Origin of the sequence: Schlesneria sphaerica (assembly GCF_044336245.1) — a bacterium.
Taxonomy (GTDB): Bacteria; Planctomycetota; Planctomycetia; order Planctomycetales; family Planctomycetaceae; genus Schlesneria; species Schlesneria sphaerica.
In genome coordinates this window covers 3,437,279-3,463,795 of record NZ_CP172346.1, presented here as the reverse complement: position 1 = coordinate 3,463,795, position 26,517 = coordinate 3,437,279, and the positions used below count along the sequence as shown (strand labels likewise).

Genomic DNA, 26,517 nt, shown 5'->3' with positions numbered 1-26,517 from the left:
TTCATACGCGGTGGTAAGCGCGATACCACTTCACGAACCGATCAACTCCGGTCTCAATCGGCGTGCTGGGGCGAAAGCCGACATCCCGCGTCAGGTCATCAACGTCGGCATACGTCGCTGGGACATCACCGGCCTGCATCGGAAGAAAGTTCTTCCGGGCGGTCATCCCCAGCGACTGCTCAAGCGTCTCGATCAGGTGCATCAGTTCCACTGGCTGGTTGTTGCCGATGTTATAAATCCGGTAGGGAGCACGGCTGGTTGCGGGGTCAGGATGAGCCCCCGACCACTCGGGATTTCCTGTGGGAATCCGATCAGTCACGCGGATGATTCCCTGTACGATGTCGTCGATGTACGTGAAATCTCGCCGCATCTTGCCGTTGTTGAAAACGTCGATCGGTTCGCGCGCGAGAATCGCCTTGGTGAACAGCCACAATGCCATGTCTGGCCGACCCCACGGACCATAGACGGTGAAGAATCGCAGTCCCGTTGTGGGCAACTGGTAAAGATGACTGTAAGTGTGCGCCATCAGCTCATTTGCCTTCTTGGTCGCTGCGTAAAGACTGAGGGGATGATCGACGTTGTGGTGAATTGAGAACGGCATCTCGGTGTTGGCGCCGTAGACGGAACTGGACGAGGCGTAGGTCAGATGTTTGACACCGTGATGACGGCAGCCTTCCAGGATGTTCACGAATCCGACGAGATTGCTGTCGACGTAGGCATGAGGGTTCGTCAGTGAGTACCGAACCCCAGCCTGTGCTGCCAGGTTGATGACAGCATCAAATTTTTCTGCGGCGAAGAGGTTCTCCACTCCCGGACGATCGGCCAGTTCCCCTTCGACGAAGCGAAAACCGGGCTTCCCGCTGAGCTGCTCCAGGCGCGATCGTTTCAGTTCCACCGAGTAATAGGGGTTCAGATTGTCGAACCCGACAACCTCGTCACCTCGCCCCAGCAACTCCAGGCTGACGTGCATGCCGATGAAACCCGCCGCGCCGGTGACAAGATATTTCATACGATGAACACTCCGTTTTGATCTCAAGGCGTTGCTGACACGGCAGAGAGTGAATCTGATTTGAAGCAGACCCACCGAAATCCGTTCCCGAAACAGCGAGGCGACGAAACCCTCTTTCGCCGGGCAAAGTCTATGACCCGAGCTTGCGAATGACAAACCTTGTGGAATCCTCACCCTGGAATTCGCTGTGGGGGACTACCGCAGCGACAGACCTCCTGTGCGATTGAGGAGTCGCAGGGCCCCGACCAGTACCTCAGACCGTATCACCATGAGGTCCCGCGAGGGGAGCGCAGCAATCGTCTTGGGCTGAATGACTCGTGGACTGAGCGGGCCCCGGAACAACACACCTGCACACGGCAAATGGGTGAATAGGGGGCTTTGGTGCCAGACTCGGTGTCGCCAATTCGATCAGGCGGCGGGCTGCTGTGAATCGGGGTCGACGTCCCCTTCCGCCTCGGGGGCGTCCCCTTCACTCGTTGCAGTGAGTGTGTATTTGTTTTGTCGCAGCGTGTCCGCCATCGGTAGAGAGTCGAGGCTGGCGAGTCCAAAAAGTTCCAGAAACTGCCGCGTCGTTTCGTAAAGAAATGGTCGGCCCAGCGAATCTTCTTCGCCCCCGATGCGCACCAGACCACGTTCCATCAGTTGTTTGAGCATATCCGAGCACTGGACGCGACGGATTTTTTCGATGTCGACGCGTGTGATTGGCTGACGGTAAGCAACGATCGCCAATGTTTCGAGCGCGGGAGGGGTCAGCTTTAGTTCTGCATTTCGCTGATGCAACTTGCCCAGCCAGAATGCGTAGGCGGGGACGGTCAACAGTCGGAATCCACTGGCGACTCGTTCAACACGGAATGCTGAACCATCAAGATCGTACGCCTGATTCAGTCGCTCGATCAGGTCTCGAGCCTCCGCGACATCGGCCAGAGTTGCCAGTTGCGCGAGGCGTTTTGCGGAGACGGCGGCGTCCGAGACCAGCAGCACAGCCTCGACGCGCGCCATTTTCGGGCTGCGAATACAGGCAGGGTTCGTTCCCGACACCACAAACAGGGTCGGAGAATCGTGCGGGCCCCGGCAAAAGAATGCCCAGCGATGGCCGTTTGCGTTTTTATCGGGCCATGCGGTGTGAGAGGGACCAGGTCGATAACAGGGGGGACCCCAGTTGGTCATTGCTTCTGTCGCCAGGCAACGATCTGTTCAAGAACTTTTTCAACCGCCTTAAGTGGCTCATCCGCTCCGGCCTCGAATCGGTAGGATACAGTCGGCTCCTCAGGGCTGGCATAGGTGCAAATGAAGACAAACTGGCCTGACCGATCGCCGGGTTCCAGTCGAAAATTGCGGATATCGAATTCGTTCAATTGTTCGACTGCCGCGGCCCACGTGAGTGATGCAGGGGCTGTTTCCCGTCGCGATTGACCGCGTGGATCGGAGGGGCGAGGTGTATTCGGTGACTTCGGGCGGCGAGGCTGTGGTTCTTGGGGTTCCGCCTGTTCGTAGGCGACCTGTTTGATCCCGTCATCCTGCTCCTCACTGTCAACTGGCCTGGTTTTGTTTGAGGGATTCTCCTCACGCCGTGACTTTCGTTCATAGCGCGAAGGGAATCCGCCACCTTCTGCCATGGCCTGGAGGTTTCTTTCCATCGCAGCGCGTTCGGCTGCATCCAAGTCGTCAGGTTCGGCGGACGCGCTACGACGCGGAGTTTCCGGCCAGTTCGAGTCGGCTTCGAGATCGTCACCCCACCCAGCGGCCGCACTCTCAGTGCTTCGGCGGTTCCCAGTTTCACGGGATGCCAGTCCCTTTGAATCCCGGTTGGAATTCCCGCGGCGTAACGATGTGCTCGACCCACTTTTCAGTCGGGGTTGCGAGTCCAGCCGGTCCATCTCATCCGGGGCTGCTTCCCGCTGGCTTCGTGATGAGCGGCTAAGCCGCATCTCGCGATCAATCTCGCTGTCGTCCTCGAGGGGTGAGGCCACGACGGGGGCAAACTGAGGGATCCCAAATATGGCAAGAGCCGGTACTGTCAGCACCGGAATTAATATCAAGATCGTGGCGAGACCGTTTGATTTCATCTCCACCTCCATGTGGAATTTCGGTTCACGTCGAATGCCTATCTCCCCGGCATTCTTAACGTATTCTGAGCAAGATCGTAGAACAACTCGTCAAAGCCCGCAATTGGAAATTGTCATTTCGGCATTTCGGACACTTATCCCTCTCAATGGCATGCCATTTGTTTCAGGGTGACGAATGTTAAGGGACGTCTGTTTAGGTCGTCTTGCGTGACTGGACGCACGTATAAAACTCTGTGTCCAAGCCAAATAGTGTATCACAACGCGCAGGTGAAAGATTTTGACCGCGCCGCAACACTCTGTTTGAGTGTGCGAAAATGGCTCAGAATGTAAGATTCGATGCCGCAAATGGTATTAGGACATGAAATCCAGGTAAAATACGCTTGATATTTTGCTGGATGTTTTGAACGATTCCCCGTAGCATTTCCATGAATTCAGGGTGTTTATTGCAGATTTGTCCGCCCCGAGGGCAAGCGACTTGAAATCGCATGTTTTCTGAGCGTAATATGGTGTATAAAATCGAATACCCAATTTGCGACGCCGGATCGGTTGTTCAATCAGCAGGCCCTGCGGTTCATTTGCTCTCCCAGCGTTTTCGGTTCACTCCCCGCGTAGAAGCCTAGAAGCGAAGAAAGAACATGACAAATAAACAGGCTGTTGACGACACGGCGATCATCAAATCCAGTAGAGTCGTAAAGCCTACAGCGCAGTTGGTGATCCGGAGCGGTCCAGCCGAGGGGAGTTCGGTTCCTCTGCAAGTGGGTCAGATCATCACGATCGGTCGGGCGCAGACGAACCGGCTTGTGATTCCTGACGAAATTTGCAGTCGAAATCACTGCGAAGTTTTCTATGACAGTGGTGTCTGGAAGCTGCGCGATCTGGGAAGTCGTAATGGTACACGTGTCAATGGCGAACCGATTTCAGGTGATATTCAACTTACCGATGGAAGACAGTTTCAGATTGGCAGTACGTTTATTGCCTTTACCTGTAACACCAGGACTGGTGCAGGAGACGAAGTAGGCGTGAATACAACTGCGAACCAAATCAATGAAACTGTCAACCATGGCCAGCGACACACGGTGCTGGAGCCACGTCCGTCCGGACAGTTGCCGGAAATCATTCATCGAACGGAAACAACTCGGTACAGATCGCCCGATGTCGCCAACGTGCATGAAGTACGTGGCCACGAAGCACAGCGACTGGTTCGCCTTGGGCTGCGAATGGCAGAAGAGACCGATGTGCGTGTCCTCGCCTCGATCGTACTGGACGAAATCTTCGCAGTAACATCGGCCGACCTGGGGGCTGTGTTGCTCTGGAACGAAGCGGATTCGTCATACCGCGATCACCGCAACCTCGACGTGGTTGCATACAAGTCGCGAGATGCTTCGCGGCCGTTCGAGCGGATTTCGGATTACGTGACCAACATGGCGTTGGAATCACGCACCGCTATTGTCGCTCACGACATCAAGTCTGATGGTCAGTTCACCGCCAGCGACAGTTTGCGGGCGATGCAGGCGGAAAGCATTATCTGTGCTCCGATCCGTACGTCGGATCGCCTGCTGGGTCTGATCCAGCTCTACTCCACCAATCCCGATAATCGCCTTCAGGCTGATGATGCCGAGTTCGCTCTGGCCGTCGCTGATCAGCTCGCAGTTCTGATCGAGAATCTGAACGAACGCCGCCGGCTGGCTGCCGGATTGGCCCGGGTCGAAACGGAAAACAAGACACTACGTGAGCAACTGCTGATCGAAACCGAGCTCGTCGGGGATAGCGAATCGATCCGACGGCTGCGAGACCGCATCCTGCGTATCGCCCCGACCGGTGCAACGGTGCTGATCCGTGGAGAAAGTGGCGTCGGTAAAGAACTTGTGGCTCGTGCGATTCACCAGCACAGCTCGCGAGCCGATGGGCCGTTCGTCACCATGAACTGTGCCGCATTGAGCGAAAGCCTGCTGGAAAGCGAACTCTTCGGCCACGAAAAGGGATCGTTCACAGGGGCTGTCAGCCGAAAGATCGGTAAGTTCGAGCAGGCACACGGCGGTACGATCTTCCTGGACGAAGTCGGTGAAATGAGTCCTGCCATCCAGGCCAAGTTCCTGCGAGTGCTCGAAGGTCATCCTTACGAACGAGTTGGCGGCGGCGGCGAAGTTCGCGTGGACGTGCGAGTTGTCGCTGCCACAAACCGTGACCTGGAAGACTCGGTCGAACAGGGCCGCTTCCGTAAAGACCTCTACTTCCGACTCCAAGTGATGGAATTGGTCGTTGAGCCGTTGCGCGAGCGACGAACCGATATCGCCATTCTTGCCAAGCACTTCATGCAGCGGTTCTCGAAGAAGTGTGGTCGCAACGTGACCTCGATTCTGCCTGCCGCAATGTCGACGCTGGTGAACTATGGCTGGCCTGGCAACGTTCGTGAACTTCAGAACACCATTGAACGTGCGGTTATTCTCTGCTCAGGCGACACCTTAGCTCCTGTTGATATTCAGTTGTCGGCACTCGGCCGGAGCGATGCACCCGCAACGTCGTCGCTGTCGAACTCGGGCTATCGTGCAGTGCCGATCGATGTCATCGAACAGGAGCACATCCTGGCGACACTCGAATGGACAAAATGGAACAAGTCGCAAGCCGCTCACATCCTTGAGATTGAGCGATCGACACTCGATCGTAAGCTGAAGAAATACGAAGTCGAACGACCTTCACGGAAATAGTTTCTTCATCAGCGTCGACGTAATTGACTCAGCCGCGTCGGCGGACTGGCTGATCCTTCAAGAGAGAGCTATTGGGAGATTCCTGATGGCTCTCTTTTTTTGCGTCGCATGAGAAAATTGAAGCGGCGTTGCAATGTGGGGTGTGAGACGATTGGTCTGGATGGGTATTTCCAGAAATTACCGTGTACTTCAAGGCGTCTGTGGCGCTTTCGAGCCTTTCCTTACTGCCTGTTTATTGTGCAGGCAATGTTTATACGGGCGCATTTTGCACGTTGCTCAGGGATGAGTAATGTCGCATCCGGACAGACCGAGCATCGATTCCAGTGTCCGTCAGCGGGATCTGGGGGGCAAATTGATTTTTAGTGCAGAACTCGATCAACGTATCTGATTGCGGTAGTCTCTGGCAGGGCGTAAATGGACATGGCCAGGCGGTCGCTGACTCCGTTTTTGAGCGGATCGTTGAGGTCAGGACGTCCTTATTTTCGTCGCTGAAACTGGAACATTACCTCTGTGGCCTCATCAATGTCTCATCCGATCCGAGCAGGTTTGGGCGATCGTAATGTGGGGAGGTACCCCGTTTGGCTGGTCGTGTCGCTGGTGTGGCTGCTCGGGTTCTTTGCCTGGTTTCAGACGTTTGGGTTTCCCAACAATCCCGCTCTTCAGCGATCCATGGTTTGGGGCGGAATTCCGTTTGAATTGTTGGATCTGGTCGATCCCCCTTTAGAACCGGGGGCCGCACCGTGGAGTTGGTGGAACCTGTTGCAGCGAGGCCCTTACCTGCTTGCCGCGATTCTGATCTGGGGTAGTGCGTGGGGGTTGGGATCACTCGCCCTTCGATGGATGAAACTGCCGCTGCGGGGTGCAGAACAGCTCTTCTTTGCTTGCTCATCGGGGTTGTCCCTGCTGTCGCTTGTGACCCTGTTACTGGGGCTGGCGGGTGGTTTATCTCAGGGACCCTTCGGGGCTCTGCTGCTGATCAGCATCGCCATTGCTGTTGTGGTCCACCGTCGCTTTTCAGTGACCACCGTTGCTGCTGCTTCCGAGGCATTGGCTCGGAAGAGGGAGACTGGGGCTGCAGGCGTCTGTTGGACATGTCGCATCGTGGTCTTGTTACTCATTCCGTTTGTCTTCGTTCAACTGCTGGGGGCGATGACCCCTCAAACCGATTTTGACGTCGTGGAGTATCACCTGGGTGGACCAAAAGAGTGGTTTCTGCAGGGAAGTATTTCACGGCTGCCGCACAACATCTACACGAATTTTCCCTTCCTGACCGAGATGCTCATCCTGGATGGAATGGTCGTTTGTGGCGACTGGCGCTGGGGGGCACTCGCAGGCCAGGCCGTGTTAGCGGGCTTCGCACCGCTGACGGCGCTGGGGCTCTACGCCGCGGGTCGGAGGTGGTTCAGTTCGCAGGCAGGCTCTATCGCCGCGCTGGTGTATCTGACTTCGCCCTGGACCTACCGGATCTCGATTATCGCCTACGCTGAAGGGGGGCTCGCTTGCTACCTCTTCGCGGCTCTCTTTGCGGGGTTGCGAGTCGGGGAGGAATGGGCGGCCTCCGGAAATGACAGAAAGTCTGTGCCCCGCGGCCTTCTTCTCTTGTGCGGCGCGTTGGCGGGAAGCGCCATGGCGTGTAAGTACACCGGTCTCACGTCGGTCGTGATTCCTTTGTCGCTGCTGATGCTGTGGATCTTCCTCTCGCGACCCGGGATCCCTTCATCCCAGGGAGGCAGGCATTTCCCTCAGGTCGTGCTGGCGCTGATGTTGTTCGGTGCCGGGGTGGCAGTCACCGTCGGTCCCTGGTTATTGAAGAACGCAGTCGCAACAGGGAATCCCGTTTATCCGCTGGCGTATCGCGTCTTCGGTGGCAAAGACCGTGATGAGGAACTCGACCAGAAGTGGCGACAGGGACACGCAGCAAAGACCTACACCAGTTGGAGCGAACGGCTGTCTGATCTGCCGGTCAAGTTGTCTGACGTGATGGCCAACAATGACTGGCACAGCCCACTGATGTTCGGGCTGGCACCCTTATCGATCTGGTGGCTCAGAAGGAGACGCGATCGAGCCCCGATAGATGCTGCTGACCCGCGTCAGGGGAGCGACATCGTCATCGTTCTGTGGTTATATGTCGCCTGGCAGTTTGCGACTTGGTGGCTACTGACACATCATATCGATCGCTTCTATGTCCCTATGTTTTCGGTCGTCGCCTTGCTTGCGGGGATAGGAATAACCTGGCCATTCCTTGCCGGGGAGCACGCGAAAAAGGGAGCGTGGTCCTTTGTCTGGCCACTGGTGTCGACCGGCGTTGTCGTCGCATCGATCCTCTACAACGTGCAGATCATGCTGTACGTGGGGGGATTCAATGCTGGCCGTCGCGACCTGAGGGGGGCCGAGCTGATTGCCATCGCACCACGCATTCAGTGGCTGAACGAGATGTATGAATCAGGTCAACTGCCTGCCAAAACGAAGGTGCTCTGCGTGGGCGAGGCGGCATTGTTTCATGCTCGTTTTCCCTACGTCTACAACACGGTGTTCGATCGTTCTGTGTTTGAAGAGATCTGCAAGGCCCCGGGGGACACCAACGGCTCGCTTCGTCCGATTGAGGAAATTCGAAGTGAATTTCACCGGCGTGGGATCACCCATATCGATGTGAACTGGGCCGAAATTCAGCGGTATCGAGCGCCCGGAAGTTACGGTTACTCCGAATTCATTCAGCCGGAACTGTTTGCAGAACTCCAGAAACAAGGACTGTTGGGACCCAACTTGTTCAAAACGGGCCGAGCTGAAGAGGAAAACTCGGCACAAGTCTTTGCTGTTCTGCCGGAGTAGCGTTTACGGAAAGTCTTCTGCGGGCGTGCACCCGGCACGTTGGTGTGAGCCTACATCTGAAGACGTGCCCCCAGACGCGAATGCATCACCACATCTGGAAGCAAGGAGGACGCGGTCAGTAACACGATTGTCACGGGCCGGGCCGCTGACGGCGTTGCCGGCGTTCTTCACGCATTCGTCGGGCTTCTTCGCGGCGCTGGATCATTTCAGGGGTGGGGCCCTCTTCGAGAGCCCGCAGGGCATCCTGCGGTATCGCCTGCTGAAGACCTTCGGGGATGAGAGCTCTGAGGAAAATGGGTCCCAATCCTCGACCTGCAGGTTTGTTGGCGGCTTTTTCGTCAACCTTCTTCTCCGCTGCGGCGGGAACCACCTCACCCTCTGCGGGTCCCAGCACAGCTCCATCGGCACCGGCGGCACGTCGCCGTAGTTCTCCCAGCACTTCAAATTCTTGAGCGTGCCATGACCGGTACGCCGATACCAGGGCCAAGCCAACCTGCACCGGGGGGGCATTGTGCGATTCAAACATCAGGCCATCCGGTTGCCGTGTAATCACCGCTGTAGAATCACCGAAATAGGGTGCAATCGCTGCTGCGGAGGGAAGCGAGAATGCATCCAGTACGACCCCCTCTATCTCAAGTCGCCTGAGCAGCACGTCACCCAGGTAGGGCAATAGGGAACTCATTGTGCTGCTGGCACGGGGGCCATTGAGATAACCATACGAGAGAGTTTCGCCAGCCTGCAGATTGATCTTGCGACCTATTTCCTGATCGAACCCGGGCCGCTTCGATTGTGTGTGACGCAAATGAGCCTTCATGGCCTGAGGATGGACGGCGAACAGCAGGTGTCGATCGAGCAGGCAGAACGTCGGCGTGATCGATACGCGGCCGCGAAATCCCCCGTTGGCGGTGTTGACGAAGTAGAGTGTCTGGCCCAGGAACGTCTGTTGACGCAGCGTGACCGTCGTACCGTAGTCATACTCCGGGTGGTCCGATACGAGAGATTGCTCAATGAGATTCATCAGCCGATCGAAGACCACGGCAGCCTTTTGGGGATTCTTGACCTCCAGACTGACAACCAGACTGGTGGCGATCATTCCTCCGGCGGCGGGTGAGTCAAACGCGACGATTGTATCGCCAAAGGCGGGAAGGACGTCTTCGACAATCCTGAGTTGCAGTTCTGATTCGAGTTGTTTCACCGCTTCATCGAACACGCGCACCGAGATCGGCTGAACTCGCGACAGAATTTGGCGCGACTCCTGGAAAACCCGAGTCAGATTGAGGCTTGTTGCCAGAACCAGATCCGCATCGCCCGGGACATGAGCGAAGTGGTGAGGCTTCAAGGCCTCGCCTGCTGTCAGAACCATGATTCCATCGGTACGCCCACCTGTTGCGATGAACGTTCGCTGGACCATCGTGTCCTGATCGACGCCCGTTGTCTGGACGATGTGATCCAGGGCATCGACTCCGGTCATATTCAAAAGTGGACGCATTAACGTGCCGACGGGGCCGAGGGCGGTGATGACACCATTGAGGATTCCGGCCCCATCGACCCAGCCGACCGTTGCAAGGCGGGGGACGGTGACACGTGCGAGCGACTTCTGGAAGCGGGGGTTCGTGTCGAGACCTGGCTGCCGACCCGCCAGGCCATCGAGAATGCGGGGAAGAGTCCCGTCTCCCAGGGCAAGCAGAACATGCGAACCCTCACGATGCGCCAGCAGCGTATAGCCGGGAATGGGTATGGGGATGGTTTGAGTGGCGGAATTAGGATCGAACTGAAAATCGGGCAGCGTACTCAAGAGTTGATTGAGGGATTGCCAGAGTTGTTCGGTGTCGTCCCCGCTGCTCAGAATGACCCCCGCATGGACGCCTGAGAGCATTCTTACAAACAGCGGGAGGTTCGGGTTGTTCGGAGGTGGCTCCAGTCCCACAAAACCGCAGCCCGGATGAGCAGTCATTAACTTTAATAGCTGCGGGGAGAGAGAGCGTATTTCCGGTAGCAGATCGGATTCGTCCCCCTCGACAAACTCAGCAGTCCCTGCCCGATTGGCGAGTGCGGTGTCGAGAAGCTCGAAGAACTGCTGGATTTCGGGGTCGGCGGCAAATCCGTCGACGCCTGCTGCACCCGGCTTTCCGGGGCCTCGTGCAACCCATTCGAAGTAGGCGACCGTCTGGGGAGGGACCGCTTTGATCAGGGCGGCATCCCGTTCACCGGGGGGGAGTCCGAAGAGTCCACTTCCTGTGAAGATCCAGAACAAGAGTTCCCATATTCCACGAGTCGCTTGCGCCTGCATATTGATTCTCCTTGGCGTCCATTTTCCTGAGGCATCCCCGGAAAGGGAAGGCTGGCGAGGGGAGTGATTCCGCATTCCGGGTCTGGACGGGCCCGATCGGGGAACCAGAGGAGGATGCATTTGGTGTTCCATTCCTCAAGCGCTGGAGCAGGTGATGAGAGGAATGTACCGCCGCTTGGCAGGTGTGAGAAAACCTTGCAGGGTCAGGTTTGGAGCGAACGGCAGCCGGAATGACGCGGTCAAAAACGAAAACGCCCCGGTCCAATATCCAATGGACCGGGGCGTCCCGAGTTCCGCGTCATGTACCGATCCATCAGCCGTCGGCGCGGTCGGAAAGACTTCAGGGGCTAGATGCCGAGCATCTTTAGATGATCAGTGGCTCTCCCTGTTTCAGCTTCTTGTCCAATCACCTTGGCAGATCGGGCGCGATTTTGCAACTTCCACATCAACTGCATCCGTGGCTGGTTCCACAGTTATGGCAGAGATAGCAATTTCCATTTCGCACCGTGATGGCACCACAGTTACTGCAACTGGGGGCATCCGACTGGAATTTTGCAAATTGCTGATTGCGATTCGATACGGATTCTCCACTGGATGCTGCAGCAGGAGCGATCACCACAGGTGATGCCATTCTCTGCAGCACGGCTGTTGGCGTCTTGCCATTGCCACTGGCGTGACCATTCGCGACATGGCCATTGGTCTGGCCATTTGAGTTCGACCCGGTCTGGGGTCGGGTGGAATGGTTTCCATTCACCTGACCTTTTGTCGCCGTGGCCGAAGTTGCAGGCTGTGCCTTGCTTACAGCAACTTCGGCCGAACGATGACTTTCCGAGGTCTCCTCACCATCGTCGAGCCCATTGGATTCAGCCCGTTTCGGGACGTTGGCCTCCCGGAAGCCAGGCAGGAACTGGATGCCCAGCCACCGGAAGATGTAGTCGACCACACTCTTGGCGTTGGGAATGTCCGGGTTGGGTGTCCAGCCGCTTGGTTCAAACCGCGAGTGAGAGAACTTTTCGACCAGCACCTCGAGCGGAACCCCGTACTGCAGACCCATCGAGGTTTCGGTTCCGATGACGTCCATGAGTCCGCCGATCGTGCTTCCCTCTTTGGCCATGCTGATGAACAGTTCGCCCGGAGTGCCGTCCTCGAACAGCCCTACCGTAATGTATCCTTCGTGCCCACCCACGCTGAACTTGTGAGTCAGGGAATGTCGCGTCGCGGGAAGGCGTCGTCGTGCAGGGCGATCGCCGTTGGATCCCCCCTTCTTGCGATCCCCTTCTTTGGTCGTCGACAATGGCTGGCTTTGCTTTGAGCCATCGCGATAGATGGCCAGAGCCTTCAGGCCGAGTCGCCAGCCTTCGAAGTAGGCCTTCTCGATGTCCTCGACGGTACTGTCCGCAGGCATGTTCACCGTTTTGGAGATCGCACCTGACAGGAACGGCTGGGCGGCGGCCATCATGGTGATGTGTGCCTTCCAGTGGATCGTTCGGGTTCCGTTGTTGGCCTTAAAGGCACAGTCGAAGACATTGACGTGCTCGGGCTTCAGATCCGCCGCACCTTCGATCGTTTCGGACTCTTCTATGTGCTTAATGATCCGATCGATCTCAAGGCTGTCGTAGCCGAGCGTCTTCAGGGCGAGCGGAACAGTGCGGTTGACGATCTTCATCATGCCGCCCCCCGCCAGTTGCTTGTACTTGACCAGTGCGATATCGGGTTCGATCCCCGTGGTATCGCAGTCCATCATGAAAGCGATGGTACCGGTCGGTGCGAGCACTGTCGCCTGAGCGTTTCGGTAACCGAACTGACGACCTGAATCAACGCATTCGTCCCAGACTTTACCGGCGGCGTTCCGCAGGTATTCAGGGCAGGACGAGTCGATGCGGTCGACCGAATCACGGTGCATCCGCATGACCCGCAACATCGGTTCGGCGTTCTCTTTGTAGCCTGCGAAGGGACCAAGATAGCCAGCGATACGGCTGGAAGTCAGGTATCCCTGGCCGGTCAGCAACGCAGTGAGGGCTCCTGCGATTCCGCGACCTGCATCGCTGTCGTAGGCAATCCCCATCGACATCAGCAGGCTGCCCAGGTTGGCGTAGCCCAGACCGAGTGGTCGGTAGAGGTGGCTGTTTTTGGCGATGGCCGGTGTCGGGTAGCTCGCGTGATCGACGAGAATTTCCTGGGCCGTGATGAAGATCGACGCGGCGGCGCGGAACCGTTCGACGTCGAACTCCCCTTCGGGTCGCTGGAACTTGCGGAGGTTAAGACTCGACAGGTTACAGGCCGTGTCGTCCAGAAACATGTATTCTGAACAGGGGTTCGATGCATTGATACGACCAGAGTTCGGGCAGGTATGCCACTTGTTGATCGTCGTATCGTACTGGACGCCCGGATCCCCGCACGACCAGGCCCCTTCGGCCATCTGCCGTAGAATGTACTTGGCGTCATACTCGGGGCCGAACTGTGTCTGGTCGGTGACCCAGCGCGTCTTCCACTTCTTTCCTTCTTCGACGGATCGCATGAACTCGTCGCTGAGGCGAACAGAAAGATTGGCGTTCTGAAACATGATCGACGAGTAGGCTTCGCCGTTGAAGTTGGCGTCGTACTCACCGCTATCGATCAGGACGCGAGCCTTCTTCTCTTCCCGCTTCTTGCACTGGATAAAGTCCAGAATGTCGGGGTGCCAGTCCTTGAGTGACTGCATCTTGGCAGCCCGCCGGGTCTTACCGCCCGACTTCACGACAGCGGCGATCTGGTCATACACTCGCATGAATGAAAGCGGGCCGGAAGGAGTCCCGCCGCCAGAGAGCTTTTCTTTCGAGCTGCGAATGGTCGAAAGGTCGGTCCCTGTTCCCGAACCGAATTTGAAGAGCATCGCTTCGCTGGTTGCCAGCCGCATGATGTCTTCCATGTTGTCGTCGACAGCCTGGATGAAGCAGGCGGAAGCCTGAGGCAGTTCGTACGACGTCGCTGGCCGCTCAACCACTTGCGTAGCCGGGTTGAAGTGGTAGTTCCCCCTGGCTCCCTTCACGCCGTACTGGTGGAAGAGTCCGACATTGAACCAGACGGGTGAATTGAACGAACCGTACTGGTGCAGGCAGAGCCAGGCGAGTTCGCGATAGAAGTTCTCGCCATCTTCACGACTGGCGAAATAACCACCGCTGATCCCCCAGTCGGCGATCGTGCGTGCCACGCGGTGGATAACTTGCTTCACACTGGTTTCACGCTCGGGCGTGCCGTGCTCACCGTAGAAGTACTTCGAGACGACCACATTGGTGGCGAGCGGTGACCAGGATGCGGGGATTTCGCAATTGGTCTGCTCGAACAAGACCTTGCCGTTTTCGTCCTTAATCGCTGCCGTTCTGTAATCCCACTCCACAGTGGAAAACGGATCGGTATCGGGAGGACAAAACCGAGGCTGAACTGACATCGCCCGAATTTCTGGGAGGGGACGTCCCGGAAAAGAGGCACCGTTGGGAACAGTCGGAGCGGCCATTGCAGGGCCGGACGAATTCAACTGGTGCATCATGCACACTCCTTATGAAATCCTGGGAGATAAATAACTGCCACAGCCCGGCAGAAGGCATACAGAAAGACGTTGAGGAACTCGAAAACGAAGGTGCTTGCATCACCTGCGGGCGGCACAACCAGTAGCGGTTCAGAAGTGAATTTCACGCTACATATGGGTGCAGACGCGGCAGGGCCACAATAAAAATCGGGGGTCGGAAAGTCAATAGTCTGGATTCGGAATCGCTATTGACAGCCCCCGACAGGCCGCCTAAGTCGAAATTCATCATTGGGTTATTTTCTGACGAAAAAACGGGAAATTGTCGGCCCGATCGCGAATCCGATTTAAATTTCGACACGTTGTGCCGATCTCCAATTCGGTTCAGTGCGGGCGCGCGTCGTGTCGCCAAAACGGGCTGTTCAATGATCGCGCGCAATCAGGCTTGGGAAAGAGGTCGAGCAAAGCCGAAAACAGGTTTTCGTTCACTCGATGTTTCCCCCGTCGTGCGGGGGAGTGACATCATCAAAGCAGAATTGGGCCCGGTCATCGAGGCTCACGGAGCGGACGGAAGTGATTGATTCCGGGAGAGAAGGGAGTTTTCGGGTATTACTGATCTAACCGTTGCTTTCCAACGTTTTCGCCGCGTGATACGATCTTCGGGGTGAACAAATCTTGAAAATTCAGGGGTTTTTGCGGCTTTGCCGCAGAAGAAACAGGACCCCCAATTGAATATTGAATCGCGGCGATCAGCCGCGTGAGTTTTGCTCTCGAAAGCACTTTCTTGGATTTACGGGCAAGGAAATCAGATATGGCGGGGACGAATCCCTTTGGTGTCGAGTCGGTGCTGAAGACGAGTGGCGGCGAGTTCAAGTACTTCTCGCTGCCCCAGTTGGCTGCGAAGGGTTTCGGACAGATCGAAACCCTTCCATTCTCCATGCGAGTCTTGCTGGAAGCCTGTTTGCGTAACGTCGACGGGTTTGTGGTCACTGCAGACCATGTTTCGCAAGTCGCCAACTGGGATGCCGGCAATCCACAGCCGGTGGAAGTCCCCTTTATGGTCGGCCGTGTCGTTCTGCAGGACTTCACCGGTGTTCCCGCGGTGGTCGATATGGCTGCCTTGCGCGATGCCATGATCCGCATGGGAGGCGACCCCAAGAAAATCAATCCTCTTGTTCAGTGCGATCTGGTCATCGATCACTCGGTCCAGGTCGACTACTTTGGCGACAGCGATTCGCTGCAGAAGAACGTCGATCTCGAGTTCGAGCGAAATCTCGAGCGATATCAGTTGCTGCGATGGGCACAGCAGGGGCTCAGCAATTTCCGCGTGGTTCCTCCGGCCACCGGGATTGTGCACCAGGTTAACCTGGAATACCTGGCGAAAGTCGTTCTGACCAAGGACGGGGTGGCCTACCCTGACAGTCTGGTCGGTACAGACAGCCATACAACGATGATCAACGGTCTGGGGATCGTCGGCTGGGGTGTCGGCGGAATCGAAGCCGAAGCCGTGATGCTGGGACAGCCCATCTACATGCTGATGCCACAGGTTGTGGGTTTCAAACTGAGTGGCAAGCTGCCTGAAGGGACCACTGCGACCGACCTGGTGCTGACCGTCACGCAAATGCTGCGAAAGCATGGGGTTGTTAACAAGTTCGTGGAATTCTACGGTCCTGGCCTGGACGGAATGTCGCTGCCTGACCGGGCTACACTCGCCAATATGGCTCCGGAATACGGAGCGACGATGGGCTTCTTCCCGGTTGACGAAGAGACATTGCGATTCCTTCGCCGCACCGGCCGCACCGACGCCGAAGTGGAACTGGTCGAAGCCTACTACAAGGCTCAGGGAATGTTCCGCACGTCCGCCTCGCCCGAGCCGCGGTTCTCGTCGACGCTGGAACTCGACCTGTCGACCGTCGTGGCTTCGATGGCCGGTCCAAAGCGGCCTCAGGATCGTGTCCTCCTGTCCGATATGAAATCGGCCTGGCACAAAGAACTCACGACCAGCTTCGGTCACCCCGTACCCGCCAAGCCCGTCCCCGTGGCAGGAATCGATACCACCATTGGCGATGGTGCTGTGGTGATCGCGGCCATCACCAGCTGTACCAATACCAGCAACCCTTCCGTCATGCTGGGGGCGGGCCTGCTGGCTCGTAATGCAGCGGCGAAGGGATTGAAGAGCAAGCCATGGGTCAAAACCAGTCTTGCTCCCGGTAGCCGTGTCGTTACGGAGTACCTGGCAAAATCCGGTCTCGACAAGTCGCTCAATGCGCTGGGCTTCAATACCGTGGGCTATGGATGTACGACCTGTATCGGAAACAGTGGTCCCCTGCCAGACAATGTTTCACAGGCCGTTACTGAAGGGGATCTGGTTGTCTCGGCCGTGTTGTCCGGTAACCGTAACTTCGAAGGACGTATCAACCCGCAGGTGAAGGCGAACTACCTCGCCAGTCCACCCCTGGTTGTGGCCTATGCTCTTGCTGGAACGACCGACATCGACTTTGCCACCGAGCCACTGGGCAAAGACACCAATGGTCAAGACGTCTATCTGAAAGACATCTGGCCATCGTCACAGGAAATCGAATCGACCATCGCGTCGTCGATCACGCCTGAGATGTTCACGACGGAATATGGGCACGTCGCTCTGGGGCCGGTTGAATGGCAGAAAATTACCGGGGCGACTGGGCCTCTGTATAAGTGGGATCCCAAGAGCACCTACGTTCAGGAACCACCGTTCTTCATCGACATGCCCAAAGAGCCCCAGCCGATTCAGGGGATCAGCGGAGCGGTCTGTCTGCTGTCCGTTGGTGATTCGGTCACCACGGACCACATCAGCCCCGCCGGCTCGATCAAGGCCAGCTCGCCAGCAGGTCTGTTCCTTCAGGCGAACGGCGTCGCACCACTCGATTTCAACAGCTACGGTGCCCGGCGTGGTAATGACCGGGTGATGACGCGAGGGACCTTCGCGAACATTCGCCTGCGAAACCTGCTCTGTCCAGGGACCGAAGGGGGCGTTTCGAAGTACTTCCCCACCGGCGAGCAGATGTCTGTCTATGACGCCGCGATGAAGTACAAAGAGACCGGTACCCCTCTGGTCGTCCTCGCCGGGGCCGAGTACGGCACCGGTTCGTCACGCGACTGGGCGGCGAAAGGGACGTTCCTGCTGGGAATTCGTGTGGTGATCGCGACAAGCTTCGAGCGAATCCACCGATCCAACCTGGTTGGTATGGGGGTCCTGCCCCTGCAGTTCCGACCCGGCGAAAGCCGTGAATTCCTCGGGTTGGACGGAACGGAAACGTTCGACATCCAGCTCAATGACAACCTGAAGCCACTGCAGGCCGTCGAAGTGATGGCCACGAAGCCTGACGGAACGGCGATTCATTTTGTCGCCACCTGCCGCATCGATACACCTGTGGAAGTCGAGTACTACCGCAACGGCGGCATCCTGCACAAGGTCTTGCGAGATCTGGTCAAGAGCTGATCCCGACTCTTGTCGAAAGCAACCTCACGCACGCTTTGGAACTCACGTTCTGGAGCGTGCGTGATTTTATGTTAACTCTGGAATCGTGTCTTTGTGGGGGTCGAGCCTCGACATTTCAATGGGTTGACTGCGACTGTATGCTGCCAATGATTCCACTGTCATGATCGTCCCTGCTGCAAGTCGGGCGCGATTTTCAATGTACCTGCAACGGATCGTCTATCGCTGAACGTTCACTTTCTCGAGGAATTGTCCTTATGGCTCAGACTAACGCGCCGACTGAATTCAAAGCTGTCCTCGACCCTACTGACCTGTCCGCAATCCCGCGTGACCTGAGTTTTCATCCGGTCGCAAATCCCCAGCCCCGGGTTTTGACGAGCGAGCAGATTGAGCAATTCAATCGTGAGGGGTACGTGAAGGGGATTCGTGTCTACAGCGACGAAGAAATTAAGAGTCTTCGCGCGTACTTCGATGCGCTGCTGGCCAAAGTTGTCGCGGAGGGGGGGGATAGCTACTCGATCAGTTCGGCCCACTTGAAGTATGGCCGTGTCTGGGACATTGTCACCAATGCGAAAATCGTTGCCTGTGTGCGCGACCTGCTGGGTGAAAATGTCGTCGGCTGGGGTTCGCACTTCTTTTGTAAAATGCCTCACGACGGAAAGAAGGTCGCCTGGCATCAGGACTCGAGCTATTGGCCCCTCACACCCTCGAAGGCGGTCACCGTCTGGCTGGCGATTGACGATGCCGACGTTGAGAATGCGTGCATGCGGTTTGTGTCCGGGTCCCATCATCACGGCGCAATGACGTTCCGGCCGAGTGATCCCGCCGAGCACAACGTCCTTAATCAGACGATCGAAAATGTGGAGCAGTACGGTCACTTCGTCGATGACTGTCTGAAGGCGGGGGAAATCTCGCTGCACTCCGATCTGTTGCTGCATGGCTCAGAGGCAAACGATTCGGATCGCCGTCGGTGCGGTCTGACCCTGCGTTACGCTCCCGCGGATGTGCATGCCTATCTCGGCTGGAATCAGAAAGGTGTCTGGGTCAGCGGATCGGATCCAACAGGCCACTGGCTGAACCGTCCTCGTCCTGAAAACGAGTGATCGTCCGCTTCTCGACAGGCGAATCGAACTGGCCTCAAACGAGGGCCCGTCGTAACGCGAGAACAGGGCGGCTGAGGATTTCAGGATCGAGCTGAAAAGAGTGGGGGAGGTTCCGATCAGGAACTTCCCCTTTTTTGATAGAGGCGTTCGCGTCGACGTGAAAGGTCAATTGCCGCTGCGATGTCGGAGCGAACGATCGTCCGCTCAGTGTCAGGTCCCGGCGGATGGGAATACTCGCGAAGCTGACTCTCTTCTTTAACGGGAGAGAGTCGACTTCATTCCGAGTGGCCTTCTTTCAGGCGATGGACCAGAAGTCGTCTTCATCGACTTCATGCGAGCGTGAGATCGGAGGTGGCATTTCATCCACGTGCTTGATCACACGTCGGGATTCGACAGGGTCAATTCCGGTCAGTGGGTATGCACTGAGAAGCTGATTAATCCGGATTTCGATGTTCGTCAACTGCTGACCTTCATCGGGCGCGACGAAGGTGATCGCCGCGCCGCTTCCTTCGGTGGAGGAAAGCCGGCCCGTACGTCCCACGCGGTGGACGTAGTCATCACAATCCTGTGGGATATCGTAATTAACAATGTGCGAGATCCCGCTCACGTCGATCCCGCGCCCCATCACGTCGGTGGCGATCAGCAGGCGGATTTCTCCTTTGCGGAACTGCTTCATCACGCGGTCACGAGCGCTTTGTGCCAGGTCGCCGTGAATAAAGGCCATCTTGTTCAGCTTGCCTGCAAAACGCCGATGGACTTCTTCTGCGCCCCGCTTGGTTCTGGTGAAAACGATCGCTTGCTGGGGGCGTTCCTGCAGCAGCAGGCGGACAAGCGTGCCGAACTTTCGGTGATGATCGACGGTGATGTAATACTGGTCGATCGTTCCGTGCGAAATGTTGGTCGCTGATACGTCAATCCGTTCTGGTTCGCGCATGTAGCGGCGAGCCAGTCGTTCGACCGGGGGAGGCAGCGTCGCAGACAGAAGCAGCGTCTGGCGCTCTTCGGGACATTGTCGCAAAATCTTCTCGATGTCAGGACGGAAGCCGATATCCAGCATCCGGTCCGCTTCATCCATCACGACGATACTCAGGTCATCCGTCTTCAGAATATGACGACCCATCAGATCAATGACCCGCCCCGGGGTTCCGATCACAATCTGGGAACCATCCTGCAACCGGCGAATCTGCTGGTGGATGGGGCGGCCTCCGACACAGCAGGCGGTTGTGACTTTGCACTTGTACGCCAGACGCTCCACTTCGTCAGCGACTTGCTGGCTGAGTTCACGAGTCGGGGTCAGGACGAGTGCCTGGGTGCGTGGATCTTCGAGATCGATCCGTTCAAGAATCGGCAAAACAAACGAAGCCGTTTTGCCAGTGCCGGTGCGGGCTTGACCGATGCAGTCAACACCGGAAATTGCGACGGGGATAAATGCGGCCTGAATGGCACTCGGCAATGTGAAACCTGCTCTCTTAATCGAGAACAGGGAGTCCTGACTGAGTCCCAAATCTTCAAACCGGATTGGAGCCTTCTCCATTTCGACGATCAAACGATCAATTCCTTTCCAAACCAACCACCAGGGCAGCTTGTGCCACTGGTATTCAATCTCTCTGCTTCGGGGTTGCTAACACGGGGTCAGAGAGGATCCGGGTTGGCCAACCCTCCACTGCTCTGAAATGCTCCGTTTCCCAAAAGCCACTTTCACTTCTGTGCTAATAGCGTAAGACGCGGTGAGACTCCGGTCAATCGTCTTGCGCGCTGTAACGGCATTACCGGAGCTGAGTGTCGGTTCGAGCAGGCAAAGTCGACTTCTGTGACGCTCTGATCCCCCTGCCACGTGAACGCTTGTGGCGCATCCTGATCGACTCAATGCCATTCATTGAGATTCCCCGAATGCCGTGTCCCCCCTCCCATTCCGAGGTCAGTGGGAGAGGATGCTCTGTCGGCAACGGCTGCGAAAACGCCAACTTCAAGGAATCGGGCGCCGGATATCCTGCGGACGTATTCCGCAGCGAACGGTGTTTGCGGGGACGCACCGAGGTCTCGGTTCTCACGAAAACCGCCGCGTGACAGCGACGTCCCGGTTTCCTGCTGCTGGGAGAGTGGTTGGAGCGAACGTGCGGGTTTTGTTGCTGGCGTGAATCGCGGTCCGCAGCGGCTTTTGTCGAGCCGCTATCGGATGCAGAAAATGTAAGGTCGGCTCAAAGTGCGTGGTACAGCCTTTGCGAATGCCGCTTCTCACACAATCCCACCGGCAAGTCCGATTCTTGACTCCTGCTCCCCACCGCTCAGGCGATGCGAAGCGGAGTCACGTTACGGGACCTGTCCCCTGTTCCTGATGCCGGTCCTGGGGCGTTCACCTGTGGTCTCAAGGAGTTGAGAGACGGGTGTTTCGTTCCACGGTGCTCCAGGAAGGGGTGCGGAGCGGGACAATAACAGACACCTGTGGATCATTTGCTTGAGTAGAAAAGGTTGGAATGTCGCGCCTCAATAGTCGGCTGGTCCCACGCTTCGTTTCTCTCTCCAAACCCTATCTGGCTTCAGAACAGAAGTGGGTGGCACGAGGGCTACTGGCGCTGCTCGTCGTTTTAATGCTGACCAATACAGCGGCCAGCGTGCTCCTCAATAAACAGACGGGCGAATTCTCAGACGCTCTGGCAGACCGCGATTCGGATCGCTACTGGCGTTCGATCTATTATACGCTCGGGCTCATCGCCATCGCGGTCCCCGTGTACGGGCTTTACTACTATGTTCGCGACCGGCTGACCAATCATTGGCGGCGCTGGATGACCACCCGCTTCATCAATAACTATTTCAGCAACACCGCCTTCTATCGGCTGACGTTTGCTGCAGAAATCGATAACCCGGATCAGCGAATCGCCGAAGACATCAACTCGTTCACACAGAAGTCGATTTACTTCCTGCTGATCTTCATCGAGACGGGACTGCAGTTGATCGCGTTTTGCGGGGTCCTGTGGAATATCTCGCAGATCTTGGTGTACTTTATTGTGGTTTACGCCATCGTAGGGACCGCGGTTACCACGTTGGTTTTCGGGCGACCACTGGTCGGCCTGAATTTCTTTCAGTTGCGCCGCGAAGCGGATCTTCGCTATAGCCTGGTTCGTGTGCGAGAAAACGCGGAATCCATCGCCTTCTATCGTGGTGAAAAGCAAGAATCCGATCTGGTGCTGGAACGGTTCAACGATGCCTATATCAACTTTAACAAGCTGGTGAACTGGCAATTCTTTCTGAATATTTTCCAGTACGCTTATATCACGATGACAATGATCATTCCGGGCATCATCCTGGCACCGCGCGTCATGTCCGGGGACATCACGATTGGGGCTGTGGTTCAGGCGACGGGGGCATTTGCAGCCATTTTCGGTGCCTTGAACGTGATTGTGAACAAGTTCGACGTGCTGAGCTACTTCGCTGCGGGAGTCAGCCGACTCGATCGCTTTGCCAAAACCCTCGAAGCGATGGCGCAGACGAGCACCGTTGCGCCCGATCAGGAGCACATCACGACGCAAGAGGGCGACCACTTTCAAGTCGAGCAACTCACCGCCCAGACTCCGGATGGGAAGCGTGATTTAATCAAGGACCTTTCACTTTCGCTCAACGAAGGAGATGGACTCCTGATCGTCGGCGCCAGTGGTGGAGGAAAAAGCTCGCTACTGCGCGTGCTGGGAGGCTTGTGGGACTACGGCAGCGGTCAGCTAACCCGTCCTGGGCTCGAAAAGATGTTGTTCCTGCCTCAGCGCCCCTACCTGATCATCGGCAGCTTACGGGCTCAGTTGCTCTACCCCAACTATCGCGAGGGAGTGACCGACGAAGAATTTCAGTCGATCCTGGAAGAAGTCAATCTTCCGAATCTGATCGAACGCTGCGGGGGTCTGGATGTCGAAGCGGACTGGGGAAAGATGCTCTCGTTGGGTGAACAGCAACGACTGGCCTTCGCGCGAGTCCTGCTGGCAGAAAAGCCGTATGTCATTCTGGACGAAGCGACCAGTGCGCTCGACGAAAAGAACGAAGCGACCCTCTACGATCGACTGCGGCAGGGCGAAGTGACACTCATCAGCGTCACTCATCGGCCACAGGTCGCCCGGTATCACACGCACGTCCTCAGTCTGACCGGAAAGGGGGACTGGGAACTCAAGACGGCGGAAGAGTATCTCGCCGAAATGGAAGCCGATTCTCAAATCGAAACCGCGTGAACTCGCGAGTGGTGTGTGCTGGTGGTGTGCAGACACCCCACACACCACCACCCAGGTGGCGGGTTTTTCTCCTTCCGCCGGGGGGCGAATGCATCCACCCGGAGAGGCATCGCGCGGATGACTCCCGAGGGGGCTCTATTTACTTTCCGAAGTGCCGATAGAAGAAGAACTTCACCGTTTCCATTCCCAGTGCATAAAGAGCTGTGATGATCAGCATCATACCCAGCAACAGTGGCGAGGGAGGAATAAAACCAAGTGTGCTGGCCAGCGGACTGTAGGGAAGCCCGACGACAATCACTGCGATCAGCGCGCAGGCCATCAGCAGCAGCGTGGACGGTTCGCTGCGGAAGAAGGGCCTCTGGGTCCGGACGATCAGCAGAATCAAAAGCCCCGTCAGTGTTGATTCCACAAACCAGCCGGTACGGAACAGATCGTGATTTTCTGCACCGAAGACCAGAAGGATTGCCCCGAACGTCAGGAAGTCAAAACTTGAACTGGCAAAGCCGAAGAACAGCATAAAACGGAAAATGGATTTCGTATCCCATCGCCGCGGCTGAGCCACCTGTTCGGGGTCCACCGAGTCCGTCGCCAGCGACATGGCAGGAAAGTCCGCCAGCAGATTGATCAGCAAAATTTGCGAAGCGAGCAGCGGCTCGAAGGGAAGAAACAGCGAGGCGATCGCCAGGCTGAACATGTAGCCGAAGCAGCCGGCAATGGCGAAATAGACGTACTTGAGTGTATTGGCAAATGTCCGACGCCCCTCTCGAACCCCTTCCACCAAGACGCCGAGGTCGTGTTTCAGCAAGACGATCTGAGCCGCTTCTCGGGCAACATCAACCGCCGTGGCGACCGAGATGCCGACATCGGCCACGTGCAACGCTGATGCGTCATTGATTCCGTCGCCGATGTAACCGACGACCTCGCCGTTCCGCTGCAGTGAACGAATAATCTGTTCTTTCTGATTCGGCTCGATTTCTGCGAAGACGTCCGCCTCACTCACTCGGTGCCGCAGGGCCTCGTCGCTGAGCTGTCGCAACTCCGAACCAGTGATGACTTTCGATGCGGTAATGCCAACCCGCTGGCTCACCGTCGCCGCCACAGCCCGGTTGTCTCCGGTGATAATTTTGAGTTTGACGCCCAACTGCTTTAACTGCTCGAGCGTTTCCCGCGCGTCCGCTTTCGGTGGGTCCGTGAAGACCAGAAACCCGAGGAACGTCATCTCGCACTCGTTCGCCTTCGTCAGGTGCGGCGAGTCGTCTCGACGAACAGCCAGGCCAAGGATCCGCAGCCCTTCGTTGCTCATCTGAGTGAATTGCCGTTCGATCGAATCCCGCAGGGATGCGAGGTCGCAGCAATTGCCTTCGGTCGTTTCGACGGTGGAGCAAACTTCGAGGATATTGGCGAGAGCCCCTTTGGTGATCAGGAGTTTTTCGCCGTCCAGCAGCAGGCGTACGCTGAGTCGTTTGCGGAGGAAGTCGTAGGGAATTTCATCCAGCTTCTGGATGCCGTTTGTCGTAAACCGGGCATCGTCTGCTGTCATCGCGGAAGCGGCGAGTATCGCCCGGTCGACCGGATTCGCGAAACCTGTCTGAAAGAAGGCATTGAGATAGCTCAGTCGTGTCACGCGTTCGCTGGGGTTGCCCGTCGGATCCAGAGCCGAGTGAAGGTGAATCTCCCCTTCGGTCAGGGTTCCCGTTTTGTCCGAGCAGAGGACGGTCATTCCGCCGAGATTCTCGATCGAGAGCAATTGTTTGACGATCACATGATGCCGGGCCATTGACTTGGCCCCTGCCGAGAGCACGACACTGGTGATGGCCGGCAGTAGCTGAGGCGTCATCCCCACGGCCAGGGCGAGTGTGATCAGCAGTGAGTCGGTCACGGGGTCGCCTTGCCAGCCCACTTTGACCGCGAACAGGACAACCGTGATGACACTCACGATCTTGACCAGCATTCGACCAAACTGAGCGAGTCCGCGCGCGAAGCCGGTTTCCGGTCGCTTCTGCTCCAGCCGTTCGGAAATCTTGCCAAATTCGGTATCGCGTGCGGTTCTCACCACCACAGCGGTCCCCATCCCGCTGACAACATGGGTTCCCAGGTAAAGCGTGTTGATTCGCTGGCTGAGCGGGGTCGCCTTCTCCAGAACGGAGTTCACCTTTTCCGCAGGGAAGCTTTCTCCGGTCAATGCGGCTTCGTTCAGGTACAGGTCCTGAGCAGTGAGCAGTCGACAGTCACCGGGAATCAGGTTTCCGGCAGTCAGTCGAATGACATCCCCCGGTACGACAGCGTCGATCGGGACCTCACAGTCTTCGCCGTCGCGAGTCACCATCGCACGTGTCTCAATCAGTCCCAGCAACTTCGCTACCGCGTCAGCCGCGCTGAGTTCCTGCCAGAAGCCGAGCAGCCCGCTGGCGAGCAGAATAAAGATGATGATCCACGCATTCGCGCTCTCGCCCGGCAGACTGAACGAAAGCATGGCGGAACAGAGCAACAGGAGAATGATCGGGTTCTTGAACTGATCGAGCAGCATTCGCCACGGAGACTGCTTGCGGCCGATCAGGCTGCGGTTCGTTGCCAACCGCTTTTGCGCCTCTGCCTGACTGATCCCGTCCTCAGAAGACCCGAGCAGTGTCAGTACCTTCTCCACAGGAACTGCCCAGAAAGGGAGGTCCTGAGGGACGGCCGATCCGGCGCGGCCATTCGTGAGTGAATCCCGTCCTCGCTCTTCTTCGCGCACCGCTTTGACAGGCACCGGTCCACTACCTTCCCAATGAATGATGTCCCCAAGCACTCACCGCCAGAAAATCGCCTCCAGTTGTAGCCCTCAGCGACCCACCACGCCAACATCGAAAGCTGGCCTGTAAGACAGCCCGCCGCGCGACTTCTTTTCCTCTTTCCGTTGCAGTCTGAAATCGTGAACCTCTCGATACCTGGGCATCGACTTACGGAGAATGAATCGCAGTTGTCGAGCGTACGTTGACGGAGCAGGTGACACGAGCGCCAGCCATGCTCAGCGGATTGTTGCTCGCGATGTGCAGTAAAAAATCTTGACGGAAATATGTGTTTGTTTTATCTTCTCGTTCAAGGACGTCAGCTTTGTGTTGAACGAGCGCATGACAAATGACTTTTGCGGAACAATTGCACTGTCGAACGATCGATTTGGAAGTTGCTCAATTCGGGTTTGGAAGTTGTGCAATTTGAGCAACTTTGAATGTGCTGCGAGGACCTGAAAACAGCGGGTTTCCGTTGAAGTTGCTCAACTTGCTCATGTCGCTCAACTCAAATTTTTCCCCCGCGGATTTTGAATTGCACTTCGGGCAATTCCCTCTC

General features: G+C 56.9%; 12 protein-coding genes. 5 read left to right on the top strand and 7 right to left on the bottom strand.

The window, feature by feature from the left end; genetic code table 11:
- Position 1: 1 nt before the first annotated feature.
- The 3 genes from ACGY09_RS12590 to ACGY09_RS12580 all read right to left on the bottom strand — a co-directional run bounded on the left by ACGY09_RS12590 (position 2) and on the right by ACGY09_RS12580 (position 3,075).
- Positions 2-1,009: an NAD-dependent epimerase gene (locus ACGY09_RS12590; RefSeq protein WP_397571771.1), complete on the bottom strand. Its 1,008-nt coding sequence runs from the start codon at positions 1,007-1,009 to the stop codon at positions 2-4.
- A 408-nt stretch (positions 1,010-1,417) separates the two neighbouring features.
- A complete protein-coding gene (scpB, locus tag ACGY09_RS12585; protein WP_397571770.1) occupies positions 1,418-2,176 on the bottom strand; it encodes an SMC-Scp complex subunit ScpB in 759 nt (252 codons plus the stop codon).
- Positions 2,173-3,075, bottom strand: a complete 903-nt coding sequence (locus ACGY09_RS12580) for a hypothetical protein (RefSeq protein ID WP_397571769.1) — start codon at positions 3,073-3,075, stop codon at positions 2,173-2,175. The genes scpB and ACGY09_RS12580 overlap by 4 nt, the downstream gene beginning before the upstream one ends.
- Positions 3,076-3,710: 635 nt before the next feature.
- On the opposite strand from ACGY09_RS12580, the gene ACGY09_RS12575 reads away from it, so the two are divergent.
- Positions 3,711-5,780 carry a sigma 54-interacting transcriptional regulator gene (locus ACGY09_RS12575; protein ID WP_397571768.1) on the top strand — a complete coding sequence of 690 codons (2,070 nt, stop codon included), beginning with the start codon at positions 3,711-3,713 and terminating at the stop codon, positions 5,778-5,780.
- A 522-nt stretch (positions 5,781-6,302) separates the two neighbouring features.
- Positions 6,303-8,609 (top strand): hypothetical protein, encoded by a 2,307-nt coding sequence (locus tag ACGY09_RS12570; protein WP_397571767.1) that lies wholly within the window; start codon positions 6,303-6,305, stop codon positions 8,607-8,609.
- A 130-nt stretch (positions 8,610-8,739) separates the two neighbouring features.
- On the opposite strand, the gene ACGY09_RS12565 is transcribed toward ACGY09_RS12570, so the two are convergent.
- Both ACGY09_RS12565 and ACGY09_RS12560 read right to left on the bottom strand, forming a co-directional pair.
- The gene (locus ACGY09_RS12565) at positions 8,740-10,899 is read right to left on the bottom strand and encodes a hypothetical protein (RefSeq protein WP_397571766.1); all 2,160 of its coding nucleotides are present in this window, start codon (positions 10,897-10,899) and stop codon (positions 8,740-8,742) included.
- 445 nt (positions 10,900-11,344) lie between these two features.
- A complete protein-coding gene (locus ACGY09_RS12560) occupies positions 11,345-14,392 on the bottom strand; it encodes a vitamin B12-dependent ribonucleotide reductase (protein ID WP_397571873.1) in 3,048 nt (1,015 codons plus the stop codon).
- Positions 14,393-15,212: 820 nt separating this feature from the next.
- Between ACGY09_RS12560 and acnA the strand changes: the two genes are divergently transcribed.
- Positions 15,213-17,879 (top strand): aconitate hydratase AcnA, encoded by a 2,667-nt coding sequence (gene acnA, locus ACGY09_RS12555; RefSeq protein ID WP_373649905.1) that lies wholly within the window; start codon positions 15,213-15,215, stop codon positions 17,877-17,879.
- A 254-nt stretch (positions 17,880-18,133) separates the two neighbouring features.
- A complete protein-coding gene (locus ACGY09_RS12550; protein WP_397571765.1) occupies positions 18,134-18,979 on the top strand; it encodes a phytanoyl-CoA dioxygenase family protein in 846 nt (281 codons plus the stop codon).
- A 295-nt stretch (positions 18,980-19,274) separates the two neighbouring features.
- Here the strand turns inward: ACGY09_RS12550 and ACGY09_RS12545 are convergent, their stop codons facing one another.
- Complete coding sequence (locus tag ACGY09_RS12545; RefSeq protein WP_373649907.1) at positions 19,275-20,525, bottom strand: DEAD/DEAH box helicase; 1,251 nt, start codon at positions 20,523-20,525, stop codon at positions 19,275-19,277.
- Between the two features lie 928 nt (positions 20,526-21,453).
- Here ACGY09_RS12545 and ACGY09_RS12540 point away from each other — a divergent pair.
- A complete protein-coding gene (locus ACGY09_RS12540; RefSeq protein WP_397571764.1) occupies positions 21,454-23,190 on the top strand; it encodes an ABC transporter ATP-binding protein/permease in 1,737 nt (578 codons plus the stop codon).
- Between the two features lie 139 nt (positions 23,191-23,329).
- Here the strand turns inward: ACGY09_RS12540 and mgtA are convergent, their stop codons facing one another.
- Positions 23,330-25,939, bottom strand: coding sequence for a magnesium-translocating P-type ATPase (gene mgtA / locus ACGY09_RS12535; protein ID WP_397571763.1), 2,610 nt, complete (start codon positions 25,937-25,939; stop codon positions 23,330-23,332).
- Between the last annotated feature and the right edge of the window lie 578 nt (positions 25,940-26,517).